This is a genomic window from Microlunatus sp. Gsoil 973, assembly GCF_009707365.1.
Taxonomy (GTDB): Bacteria; Actinomycetota; Actinomycetes; order Propionibacteriales; family Propionibacteriaceae; genus Microlunatus.
In genome coordinates this window covers 2878556-2897198 of record NZ_CP046122.1, presented here as the reverse complement: position 1 = coordinate 2897198, position 18643 = coordinate 2878556, and the positions used below count along the sequence as shown (strand labels likewise).

Genomic DNA, 18643 nt, shown 5'->3' with positions numbered 1-18643 from the left:
CAGGTACGCGATCGCAGGCAGCCGACGTTGAGAGGATGCGCCGGACAATCTGCACGCGTTGATCACATCACACTTCGTCCAACACCGGCACTGGATCCTGCTCCGTGATCAGCTCGGCGGCACGCACCGACCGGACGGCGGCAACACGTTCGCCGACCAGAGCGGCGGCCGTCACCAGGATGGCGATGCTGACGAAGATGGCCGCGGTCCGGAAGGCGTGGTGAACGCCGGTCATCAGCTCCGGTATCGAGATCGGCGCACCGCCGCTGGTGCTGATCCCGGAACTGGCGATCAGGACCGCCAGGCCGAGTGCCGCACCACCCGCCTGTTGGGCGGTCTGCAACATCCCGGAGGCAGAACCCGCGTCCTGCGGCCGGACGCCGGACAGGATCCGGACGTTGGACGGCAGGAAGACCATCGCCGCACCGACGCCGAGGAACATCATCGGCACGAACAGGCCGCCCCAGAAGGTGGCGTCGGCGCTGATCCTGCTGAGCAGAACGTGCGCGGTGAACACCAGCACCATGCCGGCCAGGGCCACCACCAGCGGATGGAACCGCAGGAAGAGCCGAGGCACGATCCGCGACATCACGAAGATGCCGAGGGACAGCGGCAGGAAGGCCAGGCCGGAGGTGAAGGCGTCGTAGCCATGGGCGACCTGGAGGTACTGCACCAGGAAGAAGAAGCCGCCCATCTGGCCGCCGACGACGAGCATGAAGGCCACCAGCGCGCTCACCCGGCCGGGACTGCGCAGCAGGCGCAATGCGAACAGCGGATGGGACAGCCGACGCTCGATGATCACGAAGGTCGACATGGCCGCCACGCCGACGGCGATCGCGACGACGGTCCTGGCCGACCAGCCGTACTCGGGGATCCAGACGAACCCGGCGACCAGCGAGGTCATTCCGATCACCGCCGTCAGTGCGCCGGCGAAGTCGAACGGCTCGTGTCGCCGCTCGGTCTCCGGGAGCAACCGCCGGCCGAGTGCCAGGGCAGCGATCCCGATCGGAACGTTGATGAACAGCGACCAGCGCCAGGACGCACTGGTGGTCAGTACGCCGCCCAGGAGCAGGCCGATGGAGGCCCCGCCGGAACTGACGGCCGCGAACAGGCCGAGCGCCCGGTTGCGTGCCGGCCCTTCGGAGTAGGAGCGGGTGACCAGGGACAGTGCGGCCGGCGCGGCGAGTGCGGCGCCGACGCCCTGGACCGCCCGGGCGGCGATCAACCAGGCCTCCGACTGTGCGGCGCCGCCGAGCGCCGAACTGATCACGAAGACGGCCAGGCCGATCATGAATGTACGGCGGTAACCGAGCACATCGCCCAGTCGCCCGCCGAGCAGCAGCAGACCACCGAAGGCGAGGGTGTAGGCGTTCAACACCCAGGACAGGGCGGCCGGTGAGAAGCCGAACTGGTTCCGGATGACCGGCAGGGCGACGTTGACGATGGTGGCGTCGAGCACCAGCATCATTTGGGCGGTGAGGATGACCGCCAGAGTGAGGCCGGCCCGGGGGCGACTGCCCGGAGCCGCCCCGTTGGACGGGGAAAGGTCGATCGAGGTGTCAATTGACACAGCAGATCCTTCTGACGCGAGCGGTCGGCGACGGTGGGGTCGGACGGCCGCGTACGGATGACGATGGTGATGTCGACGGTGACGTGAGCCGGGCCAGGGAACGTCGGCGGTGACGTACTGCACAACTCGGAGTAGACTTATCTGGAGAGCGGCTCCGATTAAGGCTGCTTCGCCTTTCCGATCGGGATCGGAAGGTGGATGGGGATAACCGGAGACCATCTCCGTATACAGTAGCGGAGACAGTCTCCGGATAGCAAGGCTTTTTCAGCAGACTCTTTGGACAGCAGATCTCGAGGACGTGGGATGCAGCTCACAACGCGGTCGACCGGGTCGGGACCCCGAAAGATGCGAGCGGACGCGCAACGGAACTACGACAGCATCGTGGCGACCGCGCGGCAGGTGTTCAGCGAGTCCGGTGCCAACGCCTCGCTGGACGAGATCGCCAAGCGCGCCGGCGTCGGCCCGGGGACGCTGTACCGGCACTTCCCGACCCGCAGCGATCTGCACCGTGCCGTGCTCCAGGACTGGATGGCCGAGGTGGAGAGCGAGGGCAACCGGATCGCAGCCATCGAAGACCCCGAGCAGTCACTGGTCGATTGGTTGCGTCGCTACGCCGAGTACAAGAACTTCTTCCGCGGCCTGCACGAGGCTCTGCTCGAGGTCCCTGGGGGCGACGACCACTCCGCGCTCGCCGAGTGCAAGGCACTGATGGCCGGTATCAGCGCACGGATCATCGAACGGGCCAAGGCCGCCGGGCTGGTCCGTGAGGACGTCGAGCCGATCACGGTCTGTCAGATGGTCAGCGGCATCGCGTTCCTGGTCGACCGGTCCCCCGCCGGCACGGTCGACGTCGACGCCCAGTTGGGCATCATCCGGGCCGGCATCCGTCCCGCTGCCTGACTCGTCCGCCCCTTCCCCAATCCGCCGAGGGGTCACATATCCCCCTGATTTGTGCTGTGAGTCTTGTGGTGGCTGGTCTGGGACTGGCTGGCAGGGTTAGCGTCGGTCGCTTCGTCCTGGTCGTGACTCTTGATATGTGTGGCTCCTTTGTGGGGTGCCTTCAAGCCGACTTGTCCGGTTCAGGGCGGAAGGCCGACGCTGACCCGGCTCCACCTCGGTGACTTGATCAGAAGATTGTCGGTTCCACCTGTCGGGTGGGCCTGACTCATCACAGTGTTGCCCCGAAGTGACTTCCACCCGGGCCTGCGCCGACCGTTTGCGGCCGGATCCCTGTCGGTCTTGTCTGGAAGGAAGTCCCACCGCCGTGACCATCGTCGCGTATTCTCATCCGTTTGTCGTGGGTGTCGACACTCACGCCCGCTCTCACACCCTTGCCGTCGTGGTCGCCGTGACCGGTGAGCTGATCGCGACCGATCAGTTTCCCGCCACCGACGCCGGCATGGACCGGGCCGTCGCGTGGGCCGCGCGCCGCACCGGTGGTGATCTGGCCACCTTGTGGGTGATCGAAGGTGTGGCCACCTATGGTGCCCGGCTGGCAGCAGCGGTGACCCGGTTCGGTTACGAAGTGGTCGAGGCTGCTCGGATGGACACCCGGGCCCACCATGGCACCGGTAAGTCTGATCTGCTGGACGCTCACCGGATCGCGGCCGCGGTCTTGTCTCTGCACCCGCATCAGCTGCGCCGTCCGCGCAGCGATGGTCTGCGGGCGGCATTGCAGATCCTGGTCACCGCCCGCGACCACATGACTACCGAACGCACCGCGACCATCAACGCACTGATCGCGCTGGTGCGTGTGGTCGGCCTAGGCATCGACGCGCGGAAGCCGCTCACCGCCAAACAGGTCGCAGATATCGCCCGATGGCGTGCCCGCGTCGAAGACCTCGCCACGGCTACCGCCCGGGCCGAGGCCGTCCGGCTGGCCAAGCGAGTCGTCGAACTGGACCAAGAGATTGCAGCCAACCAGGCCCAAATCACCGACCTGATCCACCACAGTCAGGTCTCGTCCCTGCTGGACAAGACCGGCATCGGACCGGTCACCGTCGCAGTTGCCCTCGCAGCCTGGTCACACTCCGGCCGGGTCCGATCCGAGGCCGCGTTCGCTGCCCTGGCCGGAGTCAGCCCGATCCCGGCATCCTCGGGCAACACCGTCCGTCATCGACTCAACCGCGGCGGCGACCGCAGACTCAACCGGGCGCTACACATGGCCGTGATCACCCGCATGACCCACGACCCCGACACCCGGGCCTACGTCGCCCGCCGACGAGCCGAGGGACGGACGACCAAAGAGATCCGACGCTGCCTCAAGCGCTACCTCGCCCGCCAGCTCTACCGCGCCTTCCAGACACTCCACACCACGCCCGAGATCGAGCCATCAACCGCTTGACAAACATAGAAGAGTCGGCGTGTCGCGGATCGGGCGTTCGGGCGTACGACGACACGCCGCCGGAATGCGGGATTTTGTGACCCCTCGGCGGGAAGGGGAGTGTTTGCACTCACCACCGGCGAGTGCTAATACTTGGGTTAGCACTCTCCTTGGGAGAGTGCCACCTACCCAAGGTCGGTGAGGCAGCGGTCCCCGGATCGCCAGCCGTCCGTCGCGGGCACCGCTCTGGGGCAACTTGACATCCATGACAGTCGAAACGGCGGCTTGTGTCGCCTGACGCGGGAGGACTCGCGGAGCAACATGCCCAAACTCATTGAATTCGACACCGAGGCGCGGCGCGGCCTCGAGCGGGGGATGAACATCCTCGCCGACGCGGTCAAGGTGACCCTTGGCCCGAAGGGCCGCAACGTCGTGCTGGAGAAGAAGTGGGGCGCGCCCACCATCACCAACGATGGTGTGTCGATCGCCAAGGAGATCGAGCTGGAGGAGCCGTACGAGAAGATCGGCGCCGAGCTCGTCAAGGAAGTAGCCAAGAAGACCGACGACGTCGCGGGTGACGGCACCACCACCGCCACCGTGCTGGCCCAGGCGCTGGTCCGCGAGGGTCTGCGCAACGTCGCCGCCGGCGCCAACCCGATGGACCTCAAGCGGGGCATCGACAAGGCCGTGGCTGCGATCAACGAGCAGCTGATCGGCCTGGCAACCGAGGTCGAGACCCGCGAGCAGATCGCCGCCACGGCGTCGATCTCGGCCGGTGACACCCAGGTCGGCGAGATCATCGCCGAGGCGATGGACAAGGTCGGCAAGGAAGGTGTCATCACCGTCGACGAGTCCAACACCTTCGGTCTCGAGCTCGAGCTGACCGAGGGCATGCGGTTCGACAAGGGCTACATCTCGGGTTACTTCGTCACCGACGCCGAGCGCCAGGAGACGGTGATCGATGATCCGTACATCCTGATCGCCAACTCCAAGGTCAGCAGCCTGAAGGATCTGCTGCCGGTGCTGGAGAAGGTCATCCAGTCGGGCAAGCCGCTGGTGGTCATCGCCGAGGACGTCGAGGGCGAGGCCCTGGCCGGTCTGATCGTGAACAAGGTGCGTGGCGTCTTCAAGTCGGTGGCCGTCAAGGCTCCGGGCTTCGGCGACCGCCGCAAGGCCATGCTCGGCGACATCGCCATCCTGACCGGTGGCCAGGTCATCTCCGAGGAGGTCGGCCTCAAGCTCGACGCGGTCGAACTCGACCTGCTCGGCCAGGCCCGCCGGGTCGTCGTCACCAAGGACGAGACCACGATCGTCGAGGGCGCCGGTGACTCCGACGCCATCGCCGGACGGGTCAAGCAGATCCGTACCGAGATCGAGAACAGCGACTCCGACTACGACCGCGAGAAGCTGCAGGAGCGGCTGGCCAAGCTGGCCGGCGGCGTTGCGGTGATCAAGGTCGGCGCGGCCACCGAGGTCGAGCTGAAGGAGCGTAAGCACCGGATCGAGGACGCCGTCCGCAATGCCAAGGCTGCGGTCGAGGAGGGCATCGTCCCCGGCGGTGGTGTGGCGCTGCTGCAGGCCGCCAAGAAGGCCGACATCAAGCTGGAGGGTGAGGAGGCTGTCGGCGCGCAGATCGTGCTCGCCGCCTGCGCCGCGCCGCTGAAGCAGATCGCCACCAACGCCGGCCTCGAGGGCGGCGTGGTTGCCGAGAAGGTTGCCGGACTGCCGGCCGGTGAGGGCCTGAACGCGGCCACCGGTGAGTACGTCGACATGCTCAAGGCGGGCATCAACGACCCGGTCAAGGTGACCCGTTCGGCGCTGCAGAACGCTGCCTCGATCGCCGGTCTGTTCCTGACCACCGAGGCCGTCATCGCCGACAAGCCGGAGAAGGCTCCGGCCGCCCCGGCGGGCGCCGACGGTGGCATGGGCGGCATGGACTTCTGAGTCCGGAGTTCGCCAGCAAGATCGCACAGGAGGGCGGTCCCGGTTCGCCGGGGCCGCCCTTCGGCTTTCCGATCCAAGGCCGCAGGCACAATGTCGGCCATGACCTATCCCGCCACCGCCCGCGCTGTCCTGATCACCACTGCCGGCGGACCGGAGGTGCTGGAACTGGCCGATGTGCCGGTCGTCGATCCCGGTCCGAACGAGATCGTGGTACGGATCCGGGCAGCCGGGGTGAACCCGGTGGAGGCCAAGATCCGGCGGGGCACCCGCGGCGCGATCACCGGGCCGACACCGATCGGGTCGGATGCTGCGGGTGAGGTCGTCGGCGTCGGCGACGGCGCACCGTTCTCGGTCGGTGATCCGGTGATCGGCTGGGGGCTCGCCGGTACCTACGCCGACTACGTCACCGCCCCTGCCGAACGGTTCGTCCGGAAGCCGGACGGTGTCAGCTTCGAGCAGGGCGCCGCGATGGGCATCCCGGTCGCCACCGCTTACCAATGTGTCAAAGCCACCGGACTGCGGGCGGGCGAGACCCTGCTGGTGCATGCCGCCGCCGGCGACGTCGGCCAGGCCGCTGTCCAGTTCGCCAGGCGCTGGGGCGCGGAGGTGATCGGCACGGCCAGCCGGGCCAACCATGATCGGCTGCGTCGGCTCGGCGCCGTACCGGTGACCTACGGGGACGGACTCCTGGCCCGAATCGCGGCTGCCGCACCACGGGGCATAGACCGCGTCCTGGAATCGGCCGGCACCCAGGAGGCTATCGACGCCTCACTGGCGCTGGTCGACGATCCGCGTCGGATCGTCGAGATCGTCGTCCCCGGCTGGCGGGACCAGTACGGCGTCCAGGTGTTCAGCGGAGGACTACCCGGCTCGATGACACCCGAGGCCGTCGCACTCCGCAACGAGTCGATCCCGCTGACCGCGGAGTTGGTCGCCGGAGGAGAGTTCCAGCTGGAGCTCGGCCCGAGCTTCCCGCTGACCGAGGCCGTCGGCGCCCACCGGCAACTGGAGACCGGCCACACCCGAGGGAAGATCCTGCTGATTCCGTGAGGCTCGGTCAGGCGTTGCCGACCGACAACACCCCCTTGTTGGCCAGCTGATCGGCACGCTCATTGCCGGGATCCCCGGAGTGACCCTTCACCCACGTCCAGGTGACCGAGTGCCTGGCCAGCTCCGCGTCCAGCTCCTTCCACAGCTCGACGTTCTTCACCGGCTTCTTGTCCGCCGTCCGCCACCCGTTGCGCTTCCAGCCCGGCAGCCATTTCTGGATGCCGTTCATCACGTACGACGAGTCGACGTGCAGCTCGACCCGGGACGGCCGGGTGAGCGCCCTCAGCCCCTCGATCACCGCGGTCAGCTCCATCCGATTGTTGGTGGTCAACGCGTCGCCGCCGAACAACTCCTTCTCGTGGTCGCCGTAGCGCATCAGCACGCCCCAACCGCCGACTCCCGGGTTGCCCTTGCACGCGCCGTCGGTCCACATCAGCACCGGCCGATGATCATCCTGGTTCGCCACGCAGACAACCTACCGATCGCCTGTGGGGCAACCGGTCAGTGGGAAGATGACCGGGTGACGCTTCCCTTTCTGAGTGTTGTCGACGGCCACAACGATCTGCCCTGGGCGATGCGGAAGGTCAACTACGACTTCGACGTGCGCGACATCAGCCGGCACCAGGCCGACCTGCACACCGACATCGACCGGCTGCGCGTCGGGCAGGTGGGGGGACAGTTCTGGTCGGTGTACGTGCCCAGCTCGCTGGACGGCGACAGCGCCGTCACCGCAACGCTGGAGCAGATCGACGCTGTCTACTCGATGATCGAGCGCTATCCCGATCAGTTCGAACTCGTCACCAGTGCCGCGGGACTGGCCGACGCCGTGGCCAAGGCCGGTGACGGCGGACCGATCGGCTCGCTGATGGGTGCCGAAGGCGGACATTCGATCAACAACTCCTTGGGCGTCCTGCGGAATCTCTACCGGCTCGGTGTCAGGTACATGACACTCACGCACAACGACAACACCGCCTGGGCCGACTCGGCCACCGACGATCCCGCCCACGACGGCCTGACCGAGTTCGGCATGGAAGTGGTCCGCGAGATGAACCGGCTGGGCATGCTGGTCGACCTCTCCCATGTTGCGGCGGCCACCATGCACGCCGCGCTCGACGTCACCGAGGCGCCGGTGATCTTCTCCCACTCGTCGGCCCGCGCGGTCTGCGATCATCCCCGAGACGTCCCCGATGATGTCCTGGCACGACTGGCCGACAACGGCGGCGTCTGCATGATCACCTTCGTTCCCGACTTCGTCAGCGCACGGGTCCGGGAGTGGTCCCAGCAGGCAACTGCGGCGGCAGAGAAGGCCGGTGTCGACACCGACGACTGGTCTGCCGTGAAACAGTTCCGGGCGTCGTATGGGATTCCGGCGCCGCGGGCCACGCTGGAGGATGTGGTCGCCCACGCAGAACACGTCCGGGAGGTGGCGGGTATCGATCACATCGGTGTCGGCGGCGACTTCGACGGCGTCGGCTCATTGCCCGACGGCCTCGGTGACGTGTCGGCCTACCCGAATCTGTTCACCGCGTTGTTCGAGCGCGGCTGGAGCGAGGAGGACCTGCTCAAGATGGCCCACGGCAACGTGATCAGGGCGTTCGCCGCCGCCGAACAGCGGGCCGTGGAGTTACGCGACTCCCGCGGCCCGTCGCTGGCGAAGATCACCGAGCCCGACCGGGTCGGATCGGCAGGTTGATCATGGCCGGGCTGCTTGAGGTGATCGCGCTGCACCCTGCCGACGCCGAACGGGCGGAGGACGGCGGCGCCGACCGTCTCGAAGTGGTAGGCACCATGGATCACGATGGGCTGTCCCCGGAACCGGCACTGATCGGGCAGCTCAGCCGAGTGACCTCGCTGCCCTTGCGGGTGATGGTCCGGCTCCGTGACGGGTTCAGCACCGACGGCGGCGAACTGGTCAGGTTGAAGGGCCTGGCCGCCGGGTACCTGGACGTTGGCGCCGAGGGGTTGGTGCTCGGCTTCCTGAACGGCTTGACCGAGGTCGACGTCGAGGTGGTCACCGAGTTGATCGACGAACTGGACTGTCCGTGGACCTTCCACCGGGCCGTCGATTCCTGCATCTCCCCGGATCGGGCGTGGCGCGATCTGCGCGGCCTACCGCGGCTTGACCAGGTGCTCACGGCCGGCTCGGCGCGTGGCGTCGAGGACGGGCTGGAGGACCTGTTGCGCCGGGCACGCCAGGACGACTTCGCACGCCGAACGATCATGGCCGGTGGTGGGCTCAAGGCCGAACACGTACCGTGGCTGGCCAATGCGGGCGTCCGTGCGTTCCACATCGGCAGCTCGGCCCGCCCGACCGGTTCGTTCAAGGCCTACGTGGATTCCGAGCTGGTCCGCAGCTGGCGGACCCTGATCGACGACGCGGTCCAGCGGGCCAACGGGCATCGGCAGGCTCCCGACCTGTCCGGCGCATGACGATCTTCATCGACGGACCCGAGTGGCCCGGCCACGGCCGGTACTGGTCGCATCTGATCAGTGACAGCTCGTTCAACGAGTTGCAGGAATTCGCCGACCAGCTGGGCATACCGCGCGGTGCCTTCGACGGTGATCATTACGACATCCCCGAGGAGCGGTTCGCCCAGTGCCTCGAGGCGGGCGCCGAGCAGTGCAGCTCCCGGGAGCTGGTCACCAAGCTGTACGCTGCCGGACTGCGGAGGCGAAAACGATCACGACTTGCGCGGTGAGGAAACGACGTGGAACAACGCAGCTGGCCCGAAGCCCTCGGCCCCGGATCGGTGGTCGGACTTGTCGCTCCCAGTGGGCCGCTGCCAACGGACCGGATCGCCCTCGGCATCAAGACCCTCGAGTCCTGGGGCTTCACGGTTCGACCCGGAGATCATCTGCATGATCAGCATGCGCGGCTGAACTATCTGGCCGGAACCGACGACGACCGCGCGGCGGACCTACAGGCGGCGTGGACCGATCCTCAGGTATCGGCTGTCTGGTGTGCCCGCGGCGGTTACGGTGCCCAGCGGATGGTCGACCTGCTGGACTTCGACGCGTTGCGGGCAGCCGGTCCGAAACACCTGATCGGCTTCTCCGACATCACCGCACTCCACGCCCGGATCGGCCGGGAGCTCGGCCAGGTCACGATCCACGGTCCGGTCGGCACCGGTACCCAGCTCGCGGACGGTCCGTCGGTCGAGGCGCTGCGGTCGTTGATCCTGTGCCGACCCGTACCCGGAACCGAGCTGGTCACCGGTACGACGCTGGTCGGGGGTACGGCGTCCGGTCGGCTGATCGGCGGCAATCTCGCATTGATTGCCGATGATCTTGGTGTCGAACCGTTGCCGGACCACGGCAGTGTGGTGATCATCGAGGACGTCGGCGAGGAGGCGTACCGGTTGGACCGGATGCTCACCCAGTTGCGCCGCAGCGGATGGTTCTCCATGATCACCGGGGTGGTCCTCGGCGACTTCACCGAGTCCGATGATCCGGACCTGGTGCAGGCCGTGCTCACCGACCGGCTCGCCGATCTCGGCGTTCCGATCCTGACCGGTGCGCCGTTCGGGCACGGCGACCGCAACCTGGCGCTGCCCCTGGGTGCCGAGGTGGTTCTCGACGCTTCCGCGGGCGTGCTGCGACTCGCCGACTGATTCGCCGGGAGATCATGCTTCGCGCCGTCAGTGAGGCCGATCATCCTGGAGAATGATCTCGGGAAATATCGCCGACGAGTCCTTGCCAACGTCTCAGGGCTACAACTCCGGAATCGACGGAATGCTGGGCACGAACACCGTGAAGGCGTTGAGCGTCTGCTGCGCGCCTATTGGGGTTACACCGGTGCGATCGACGGAATTGCCGGTTCCGGACGCAGGTGGGCTTCATGCGGTTCGCCGACGCCGCCTGACCCGCCCCTCACACCCCCTCTCCCGAAGCTCAAAGTTTGACTCAGGGGCTGGCGCCGTCGGTGTGTCGTCGCCGTTGGATCAAACTTTGACCTTCGGGGAGGCCGCCACCGGGAACGAAGCTCAAAGTTTGACTCAGGGGTTGGCGCCGTCGGCGTGTCGTCGCCGTTGGATCAAACTTTGACTTTCGGCGGGGCCGGCCACCGGGAACGAAGCTCGAAGTTTGACTCAGGGGCTGGCGCCGTCGGTGTGTCGTCGCCGTTGGATCAAACTTTGACTTTCGGGGAGGCCGGCCACCGGGAACGAAGCTCAAAGTTTGACTCAGGGGTTGGCGCCGTCGGTGTGTCGTCGCCGTTGGATCAAACTTTGACTTTCGGGAGGGCCGGCCACCAGGAACGAAGCTCGAAGTTTGACCCAGGGGTTGGCGCCGTCGGCGTGTCGTCGCCGTTGGATCAAACTTTGACCTTCGGGGTGCGCGGCGACCTTCGGGGTGCGCGGCGACCTTCGGGGTGCGCGGGGACCTTCGGGGTGCGCGGGGACCATCGGGGTGTTGCGGGGCCATCGGGGTGCGGGGACCTTGCGGGGCGACGGGGCCTGCGGGGCCGAGGGCGTTGCGGAGGTACGCGGTGGGGCCGGGCGATCAGGCGGCTGACAGTTGGGCGGGCAGGGGCTCGGTGTGGACGATCTGCAGCGACGTGACGGCCCGGGTCAGGCAGACGTACAGCCGGCGGAGCCCGGTGATCTGGTCAGGCTCGCCGGCGACGATCTCGGCCGGTTCGAACAGCACGACGTGGTCGAACTCCAGACCTTTCGCGATCGAGGCCGGTACGACGTCGACGCGACGGGTGAAGGCCTCGGTGTCCAGCGGGTCGGTCTCCCTTCCGAGTACGGCGTAGGAGATGCCCTGGCCATCGAGGGCCCGCTCCACCTCGACCAGTCGGGTGTCCGGGGTGATCAGTCCGATGCTGCCCTCGCTCTGCAGGGCCACCCGGACCGCCTCGGCAAGGTCGACTTCGGGCCGGGTCGTTGTCGCCAGGGCAAGATCACCGCGAGCCCGCCGCACCGAATGTGGCGGAGTCAGATCCGGTGCGATGTCGGGCAGCAGACGTGCGGCGAACTCGATCACCGCACCCGGCACCCGGAAGCCAGCGGTCAGCTCTTCGATCACGGCATCCGGCTTGCCGAGGTGATTCAGTGTGTCGGACCACGAGGTGGTCGCCCAGGGAGTGGTCGCCTGGGCAAGATCACCGAGCACGGTCACCGATCCGGTGCTGGCCCGGCGCCCGACGGACCGCAACTGCATGGCCGACAGGTCCTGCGCCTCGTCGATGATCACGTGGCCGAGGCTCGGCGTCCGGTTCAGCACGTCGGCCGCCTCGTCGACAAGGACGATCTCCGCCGTGGACCACTTGTGGGTCCTCACCGACCGGCCGGGCTTCCTGACCAGCACCCGCTGCTGTTCCTGAGCCGTCAGCAGACCGTCGGCATGCTCGGCCAGGAACTCCGGGTCGCTGAGCAGTCGGAGCACCAGCTTCGCGGCGTCCACAGCCGGCCAGATCTGTTCGGCGTACGCCTTCACCGGCTTGCTGCGGGCCACCGCGTTCTGCACCCGATCGTCGGGTGAGTCGCCGGCCGCCTCCATCCGCAGCAACACCTGGTGGGCCAGTCGCTGGGGCAGCATCTCCCGCCCGGCGGCATACCGGACACCGCGTTCCTTGATCATCGCGACCATCTCGTCGGCCAGATACGCGGCCACCCGCCACTGATGCGCACCGCGCGGCACCACCAGGGTCCCCTCGGCCGGCCGCAGATGGCTCCAGACGGCCCGCTTGATCACGTCGGCCATCCGGGCGTCGCCCTTGATCATCGCCGACGCGGCGTCCTCAAGACGCCCGGCTTGGAGGCCGGTGGCCTTGCTGACCAACGCCTCGACAGTGGTCTGGGATGCGTCGATCTCACCGAGCGCCGGCAAGACGTCGGCGATGTAGGAGAGGAAGCTGTCGTTCGGGCCGACCACCAGCACGCCCTGCCGGGACAGCTGGTCGCGGAAGGCGTACAGAAGGTAGGCGGCGCGGTGCAGGCCGACGGCGGTCTTTCCGGTCCCGGGCGCACCCTGCACGCAGACCGAGCGCGCCAGGTCGGTGCGGACGATGACGTCCTGTTCGGGTTGGATGGTGGCCACGATGTCTCGCATCGGGCCGGTACGGGGCTTCTCGATCTCTGACTCGAGGATGTCGGAGTTGTCCAGTGCCTCACCGGCGACGAGATCCTCGTCCTCGTACGCCGTGAGGGCGCCGGCGGAGAAGCCGAACCTGCGACGCAGCCGGACGTCCATCGGCTGGTCCCGGGTGGCCTGGTAGAAGGGCAGCGAGATCGGGGCCCGCCAGTCGATGACCATCGGTTCGCCGCCGGCCTCGCCGGTGATGTGCCGCCGGCCGATGTACAGCCGGGGCGGGAGATCGCTCCGCTGGTAGTCCAGCCGGCCGAAGAAGAGCGGGACCGTCGGGTCGTCCTGCAGCGACTGGACCCGGCGATAGAGGGCCTGTTTGAGGTGTTCGGTCGAGACGTTCGGACCCCAGCTGATGGCTGCGGCGCCGACGGCGTTCAAACTGCCGACGTGTTCGCGCATGATCGCCAGCGCGGCCCGGGATTCGGCGAGATGCCGGCGTTCGGCCTCCAGCGCGGAATCCGCGGATCCGGGATCGGGTTCGGTCTGATCGGTCGTGTCTGATTGGGCTGTTCCGGGCATGCGGGACACTCCGATGCTGTCGGGTGGTGGGAAGCGCCGAGACGTTACTCCCTGGATGCATGGCGATCAACAGGTTTTCAGTGAAGGACCTGGCACGTCGACTAATCTCGGCGCAGTGAGTGTTCCACCGCGCACCTTCGTCGTGCCCGAGGACCCGGCCGAGCGTGCCTGGCGGAGACGGCGGGCGGCTCGGGTCATCGTCGTCGACGGTCAGGACCGGATCCTACTGTTCTGCGACACCGACCCGGGAGTCCCGGGCGTGCGGTGGTGGGTCACTCCGGGCGGCGGGATCGACGCCGGCGAAACCGAGCGGCAGGCCGCGGTGCGCGAGCTCGCTGAGGAGACCGGGCTGGTGATCACCGAGGCCGAACTGGTGGGTCCCATCGCCCGGCGTGAGGTCACCCACGGCTTCTCCGACCAGGTGCTCGCCCAACAGGAGACGTTCTACCTGATCAGGGTGGAGGCCTTCGAGCCGGACAACTCCTCCTTCACCGAGGAGGAGAAGCTGACCCTGGTGGAGAACCGGTGGTGGACGCCGGAGGAACTTGCGACCACCGACGAGTGGATCTGGCCCAAGGAGTTGCTCGGGCTGATCGACCACGCCGGAACGCCGGCGGCCGCCCCGCTCGACCTGGGGCTGGTGACCGACGAATCGACCGTCCCGGTGTGACCCGCCCTTCGAGCGGTCCGGGCGACGGGCCCGAGCGTCAGATAACAACTCGGCAGCATCGCGGGTCGGGTGCTTCGGCTCCCGGCGGGCCGGGTGAGAATTGGTCCTGTTATCCATGTGACTGATGAGACTCATGGGTTCATGAGCCCGGACCCTAGGGGGACCGATGAAAGAGACGGTCAATCCGCTGTTGCTGCAGGTGTTGCACCGGCGACGGATGCTGCGTGCCGTGCGCTGGAGCGCCGCCGGCTGGATCTTCTTCGGCGGTCTGCACATCGCCGTCTGGTGGTTCGCGTTCGAGAACACCCCACAAGGCTGGCCCTCCGGACTGCTGGGAGCAGTGGTCTGGCCGCTGTTGCTGCTTGCCACCGCCAGCTTCGTCTCACTGGTGATCTACACCGCGCGGTGGCTGTTGGCACCGGAGAATCCGCGGGCCTACGACTGGTTGGAACGAGACTCCGTCGGCGGGCAGGCCAGCCCATCGGTCGTTGAGCCTGACGAGGAGGACGAGCCGACGATCGTCCGGACGCGCGTCTGACCCGACCGCCGCGCGAACCCGGTCCGACCGATCGGGCCCGCGGCTACAGTGTCCGGGTGATTCGCCGCGGCCGGACCATTGCAGCAGTCCTGATCAGTTGTGCCGCACTTGCGGCCTGCAGTTCCGCCGGGTCCTCCGACAGCCCGACAGCGCCGTCGACGCCGATCGCGACCGCACCGGTGTCCAAGGCACCCATCCCCAACGGATCGGGTACGCCGTCGGCAGAGCGTCCGGAGCGGCCGCAGCCGGGCGAGGTGCTGCTCGGCGATCTGAACACCAAGAGCTTCCGGTACGCCGGCGGCTGCGGTTTCGAGGTTCCGGCACCGCCGGTCCGGTTGGTCGACGGCAAACAGGCCGGCAGGACTCCCGGCTTCGGTGGTCGCTCCAGCACGGCCGAATGGGCCGGCAGCCGGGAGGTCGCCCTCGGCGACCGGAAGTTCCTGGTGGTCCGGCTCCGCTGCACCGTCGGGCGCGAGAGACTCGTCGCCGCACATCTGATCGGGCTGGCCGGACAGACCCCGACCGATCTGGGCATCATCGCCACGGGCAGCAGGATCGCGATCCGCCCCGACCATGATCAACTCGAGGTCCGGGCGGACTACCGGAGGATCGGCGACAGCCCGAGCCACCCTCGGGGCCATACGTCGTACGCGATCCGCGTCGCCGGACTGACACCGGTCCGACTGTTCTCCGGGCAGCAGCCGGACGACATCGATCCGGCGATCGCCAATCTCCCGGCCCGCGGCTATGACGCCGGCCTGGTCGGGGTCAGCGGCTACGTTGACGACCCCAGCGAGACCAGCTGGGTCGTCGGCCTGCTGGATCGGCCCGGCCGGGTGCTCACCGCGGAGTCGCTGGGCGGCGGGTACGGCTCCGGGATCTGCTGGAAGCCCACCGTGTTCACCCAGGCAGGGGAGAAGATCGGACACGACCACCTGGCCTACAACGGTGCCGACAACGGCACCGGCACGGCGATCGATCTGGCCGCACCGAGCAAGGCGACCATCGGTGTGCGCGGCGTGATCGACTTCCCGGTCGAGAAGAACACGCCTGGCCTGCTGATCCCCGCCAACGGCGTTGTCCCGGCACTGGCGACGGCAACCACGATGACCGCCGCCAACGGCCAAGGTGACGCCCTGGTCACGACCGAGGCGCCGGCCGACGGCAGTCTGGACATCGAGCGCTTCGGTGCGGCCTCGGGCAGCGAGTATCAGCTGCCGGTCGGCGCCTTCGCCACCATCGACGGCCGGCTCGCGATGACCGGGGCCTGGTACAACACGCCGATCAACAAGCCCGGCGCAGCGTTCGGCATGCGCCCGGTCGTCGACCCGAAGGATCTCGGCGAGAAGACCTGCTGACCGTTACACGGCGTCGGCTGCATCGAGGATCCGGTACGCGTAACCCTGTTCGGCCAGAAAACGCTGGCGGTGCTGGGCGAAGTCGGCGTCGACGGTGTCCCGGGCCACAACGGCGTAGAAGCGGGCGGTGGTGCCCGCGCCCTTGGGCCGCAGCAGTCGGCCGAGCCGCTGCGCCTCCTCCTGACGGGAACCGAAGGCGCCGGAGACCTGGATGGCGACCTGGGCACTGGGCAGGTCGATGGAGAAGTTGGCGACCTTGCTCACCACGAGCAGGTCGATCTCGCCGGACCGGAACTGCTCGTACAGCTTCTCCCGCTGCCGGACCGTCGTCTCGCCCTTGATCAGCGGCGCGTCCAGCCGCTCGGCCAGCTCGTCGAGCTGGTCGACGTACTGTCCGATCACCAGGGTCGGCTGTCCGCGGTGCTTGGTGACAAGATCGACGATGACCTCGGTCTTGCTCTCCGCGGTCGAGGCCAGGCGGTATTTCACGTCATCCTCGGCGATCGCGTACGTCATCCGCTCCTCGTCGGTCAGCGTGACCCGGACCTCCACGCAGTCTGCAGGAGCGATGTACCCCTGCTGTTCGAGGTCCTTCCACGGGGCGTCGTACCGCTTGGGGCCGATCAGCGAGAACACGTCGCCCTCCCGTCCGTCCTCGCGCACCAGCGTCGCTGTCAGGCCGAGCCGCCTGCGCGCCTGGAGGTCGGCGGTCATCCGGAAGACCGGTGCGGGGAGGAGATGCACCTCGTCGTAGATGATCAGGCCCCAGTCGCGCGCGTCGAACAGCTCCAGATGCGGATGGATGCCGCCGCGTTTGGTGGTGATCACCTGATAGGTGGCGATGGTGACCGGTCGGATCTCCTTCCTGGCGCCGGAGTACTCGCCGATCTCCTCGGGGGTGAGCGAGGTCCGCCGGACCAGTTCGTCCCGCCACTGGCGCGCCGAGACGGTGTTGGTCACCAGGATCAGCGTCGTCGCCTTGGCCGCGGCCATGGCGGCCGCACCGACGATCGTCTTGCCGGCGCCACAGGGCAGCACCACAACGCCGGAGCCGCCGTGCCAGAAGGACTCGGCGGCCTCCTTCTGGTACGGCCTCAGGTGCCAGCTCTGTTCGGCGAGATCGATGGCGTGTGCCTCGCCGTCGACGTAGCCGGCCAGGTCCTCGGCGGGCCAGCCGAGCTTCAGCAGCACCTGCTTGAGATGGCCGCGTTCCGACGGGTGCACGATCACGCTGTCGTCATCGATCCGACCCCCGAGCAGTCCCTTCACCCGGGCGCTCTTGGTCACCTCGGTCAGCACCGCACGATCGGTGCTGACCAGGACGAGTCCGTGGAGCGGGTGCTTCTCGATCCGCAGCCGGCCGTACCGGTCCATCGTGTCGGCGACGTCGACCAGCAGCGAACTCGGCACGGGGTAGCGGCTGTAGCTGAGCAGCACGTCGACGACCTGCTCGGCGTCGTGCCCTGCGGCCCGGGCGTTCCACAGCCCGAGGGGGGTCAACCGGTAGGTGTGGATGTGCTCAGGGGCCCGTTCGAGCTCGGCGAACGGAGCGATGGCGATCCGGCAGGCCGCGGCGTCCGGGTGATCGACTTCGAGCAACAGGGTGCGATCGGACTGGACGACGAGCGGGCCTTGATCCATAGCGTTCGAGACTACTCGCCGCAGCTGACACCGCCCGTTCGTGGCCGGTGGGTCGACCGAACCGGCGCGGCGGAAGATCAACCGCCGCCGGTGTCCGACGTCGCGTCGGTCGTCGAACCAGCGGCGGGACCGGAACTCGGGGTGGTCGGAGCAGACGTAACCGGCTGGTCGGCCGTCGGGTTCGGGGTCGGACCGGGCCGGACCAGTCCCGGCGGCGGTGCCGGGTTGGTTGTCGGGGTCGTCGATATCGGGCCCGGTGTCGAGGCCGGGCTCGGCGACCGGGACGATTCCGGGCTGGGCCGGCTCGTCGCGGTCGGTGAGGCGGGCGTCGTCGGCTCGTCGGGCCGTTCGACGATCAGCGGGTCGCCCGGACGCCCGCGGTGGCCGGCGGTGTCCACGGCGCGCACCCGGATGAAATGAGTCGTCATCTCGTCGTTGAACCAGTTGATGGTCAACTGACGGCCGGCGGTCTCCCCGGACGGGATCCCGTTCAGCGTCGCCTGGTAGTAGGCCACCCGCGGACTCCCCGGGTCGCCACCGTTGGCGACGGCGTTCCATCTGACGGTGATCGAGTCGTGGTTGTTGTCGATCACCCGGAGTCCGTCGACGGCGGGTAGCACTGCGGAGGCGGTGGACCCGCGCGTGGCCGGCGACCGGAGGTGATCGGTGGTGGTCGTCCGCCCGATCGGTTCGGTGCTTCGACCGTGTCCCACGGGCCCGCCCGGATGCGTCGTCCCGGCATCGGTGCCCGGTGCTCCCGGAGCCTCGCCGGACGCAGGTTGCCTGCCGGACCGACTGGAAGCCTCGGACGGAGCCGAGTTCGCAGCATCCGGTGTCGACAGCGATCTGTCGGCCACGACCCAGAGCGCCACAAACCCCGAGGCGCACAGGACGATGACCAGCAGGCGCCGGAACCTCGTCTCGCGCATTGCGATCAGCC

The 18643-nt window shown here is 68.0% G+C and carries 16 protein-coding genes; 11 read left to right on the top strand and 5 right to left on the bottom strand.

Features of this window, described 5'->3' with window-relative positions:
* Positions 1 to 67: 67 nt before the first annotated feature.
* Positions 68 to 1570 carry an MFS transporter gene (locus tag GJV80_RS13615; protein ID WP_195908920.1) on the bottom strand — a complete coding sequence of 501 codons (1503 nt, stop codon included), beginning with the start codon at positions 1568 to 1570 and terminating at the stop codon, positions 68 to 70.
* A gap of 345 nt (positions 1571 to 1915) precedes the next feature.
* Here GJV80_RS13615 and GJV80_RS13610 point away from each other — a divergent pair, with 345 nt between their 5' ends.
* The 4 genes from GJV80_RS13610 (at position 1916) to GJV80_RS13595 (ending at position 6887) form a co-directional block, all read left to right on the top strand.
* Positions 1916 to 2470, top strand: a complete 555-nt coding sequence (locus GJV80_RS13610) for a TetR/AcrR family transcriptional regulator (RefSeq protein ID WP_154688358.1) — start codon at positions 1916 to 1918, stop codon at positions 2468 to 2470.
* A gap of 364 nt (positions 2471 to 2834) precedes the next feature.
* The gene (locus GJV80_RS13605) at positions 2835 to 3914 is read left to right on the top strand and encodes an IS110 family transposase (RefSeq protein ID WP_154688357.1); all 1080 of its coding nucleotides are present in this window, start codon (positions 2835 to 2837) and stop codon (positions 3912 to 3914) included.
* A 300-nt stretch (positions 3915 to 4214) separates the two neighbouring features.
* The gene (gene groL, locus GJV80_RS13600) at positions 4215 to 5837 is read left to right on the top strand and encodes a chaperonin GroEL (protein ID WP_154688356.1); all 1623 of its coding nucleotides are present in this window, start codon (positions 4215 to 4217) and stop codon (positions 5835 to 5837) included.
* Between the two features lie 99 nt (positions 5838 to 5936).
* Positions 5937 to 6887 (top strand): NADP-dependent oxidoreductase, encoded by a 951-nt coding sequence (locus GJV80_RS13595; RefSeq protein WP_154688355.1) that lies wholly within the window; start codon positions 5937 to 5939, stop codon positions 6885 to 6887.
* Between the two features lie 7 nt (positions 6888 to 6894).
* Here GJV80_RS13595 and rnhA read toward each other — a convergent pair whose 3' ends face one another.
* Positions 6895 to 7320 carry a ribonuclease HI gene (rnhA, locus tag GJV80_RS13590; RefSeq protein WP_154690257.1) on the bottom strand — a complete coding sequence of 142 codons (426 nt, stop codon included), beginning with the start codon at positions 7318 to 7320 and terminating at the stop codon, positions 6895 to 6897.
* Positions 7321 to 7407: 87 nt separating this feature from the next.
* On the opposite strand from rnhA, the gene GJV80_RS13585 reads away from it, so the two are divergent.
* Genes GJV80_RS13585 through GJV80_RS13570 form a run of 4 tightly spaced genes read left to right on the top strand, consistent with a single transcriptional unit; the run spans position 7408 to position 10498 of the window.
* Positions 7408 to 8580, top strand: a complete 1173-nt coding sequence (locus tag GJV80_RS13585) for a dipeptidase (protein WP_230207678.1) — start codon at positions 7408 to 7410, stop codon at positions 8578 to 8580.
* Between the two features lie 2 nt (positions 8581 to 8582).
* Complete coding sequence (locus GJV80_RS13580) at positions 8583 to 9317, top strand: copper homeostasis protein CutC (RefSeq protein WP_154688353.1); 735 nt, start codon at positions 8583 to 8585, stop codon at positions 9315 to 9317.
* On the top strand, positions 9314 to 9586 hold the full coding sequence (locus tag GJV80_RS13575; RefSeq protein ID WP_154688352.1) for a DUF4031 domain-containing protein: 273 nt from the start codon (positions 9314 to 9316) through the stop codon (positions 9584 to 9586). The genes GJV80_RS13580 and GJV80_RS13575 overlap by 4 nt, the downstream gene beginning before the upstream one ends.
* A 9-nt stretch (positions 9587 to 9595) precedes the next feature.
* Complete coding sequence (locus tag GJV80_RS13570) at positions 9596 to 10498, top strand: LD-carboxypeptidase (protein WP_154688351.1); 903 nt, start codon at positions 9596 to 9598, stop codon at positions 10496 to 10498.
* Positions 10499 to 11387: 889 nt separating this feature from the next.
* Here the strand turns inward: GJV80_RS13570 and GJV80_RS13565 are convergent.
* Positions 11388 to 13496, bottom strand: coding sequence for an AAA family ATPase (locus GJV80_RS13565; protein ID WP_154688350.1), 2109 nt, complete (start codon positions 13494 to 13496; stop codon positions 11388 to 11390).
* A gap of 115 nt (positions 13497 to 13611) precedes the next feature.
* Here GJV80_RS13565 and GJV80_RS13560 point away from each other — a divergent pair, with 115 nt between their 5' ends.
* From GJV80_RS13560 to GJV80_RS13550, 3 genes are all read left to right on the top strand, one after another.
* Positions 13612 to 14166 (top strand): NUDIX hydrolase, encoded by a 555-nt coding sequence (locus GJV80_RS13560; protein ID WP_230207677.1) that lies wholly within the window; start codon positions 13612 to 13614, stop codon positions 14164 to 14166.
* 166 nt (positions 14167 to 14332) lie between these two features.
* On the top strand, positions 14333 to 14704 hold the full coding sequence (locus tag GJV80_RS13555) for a hypothetical protein (RefSeq protein WP_154688348.1): 372 nt from the start codon (positions 14333 to 14335) through the stop codon (positions 14702 to 14704).
* Positions 14705 to 14760: 56 nt separating this feature from the next.
* Positions 14761 to 16062 (top strand): hypothetical protein, encoded by a 1302-nt coding sequence (locus GJV80_RS13550; protein ID WP_154688347.1) that lies wholly within the window; start codon positions 14761 to 14763, stop codon positions 16060 to 16062.
* Between the two features lie 3 nt (positions 16063 to 16065).
* Here GJV80_RS13550 and GJV80_RS13545 read toward each other — a convergent pair whose 3' ends face one another.
* Both GJV80_RS13545 and GJV80_RS13540 read right to left on the bottom strand, forming a co-directional pair.
* Complete coding sequence (locus GJV80_RS13545) at positions 16066 to 17703, bottom strand: DNA repair helicase XPB (RefSeq protein WP_154688346.1); 1638 nt, start codon at positions 17701 to 17703, stop codon at positions 16066 to 16068.
* A 77-nt stretch (positions 17704 to 17780) separates the two neighbouring features.
* Complete coding sequence (locus GJV80_RS13540) at positions 17781 to 18632, bottom strand: fibronectin type III domain-containing protein (RefSeq protein WP_154688345.1); 852 nt, start codon at positions 18630 to 18632, stop codon at positions 17781 to 17783.
* Between the last annotated feature and the right edge of the window lie 11 nt (positions 18633 to 18643).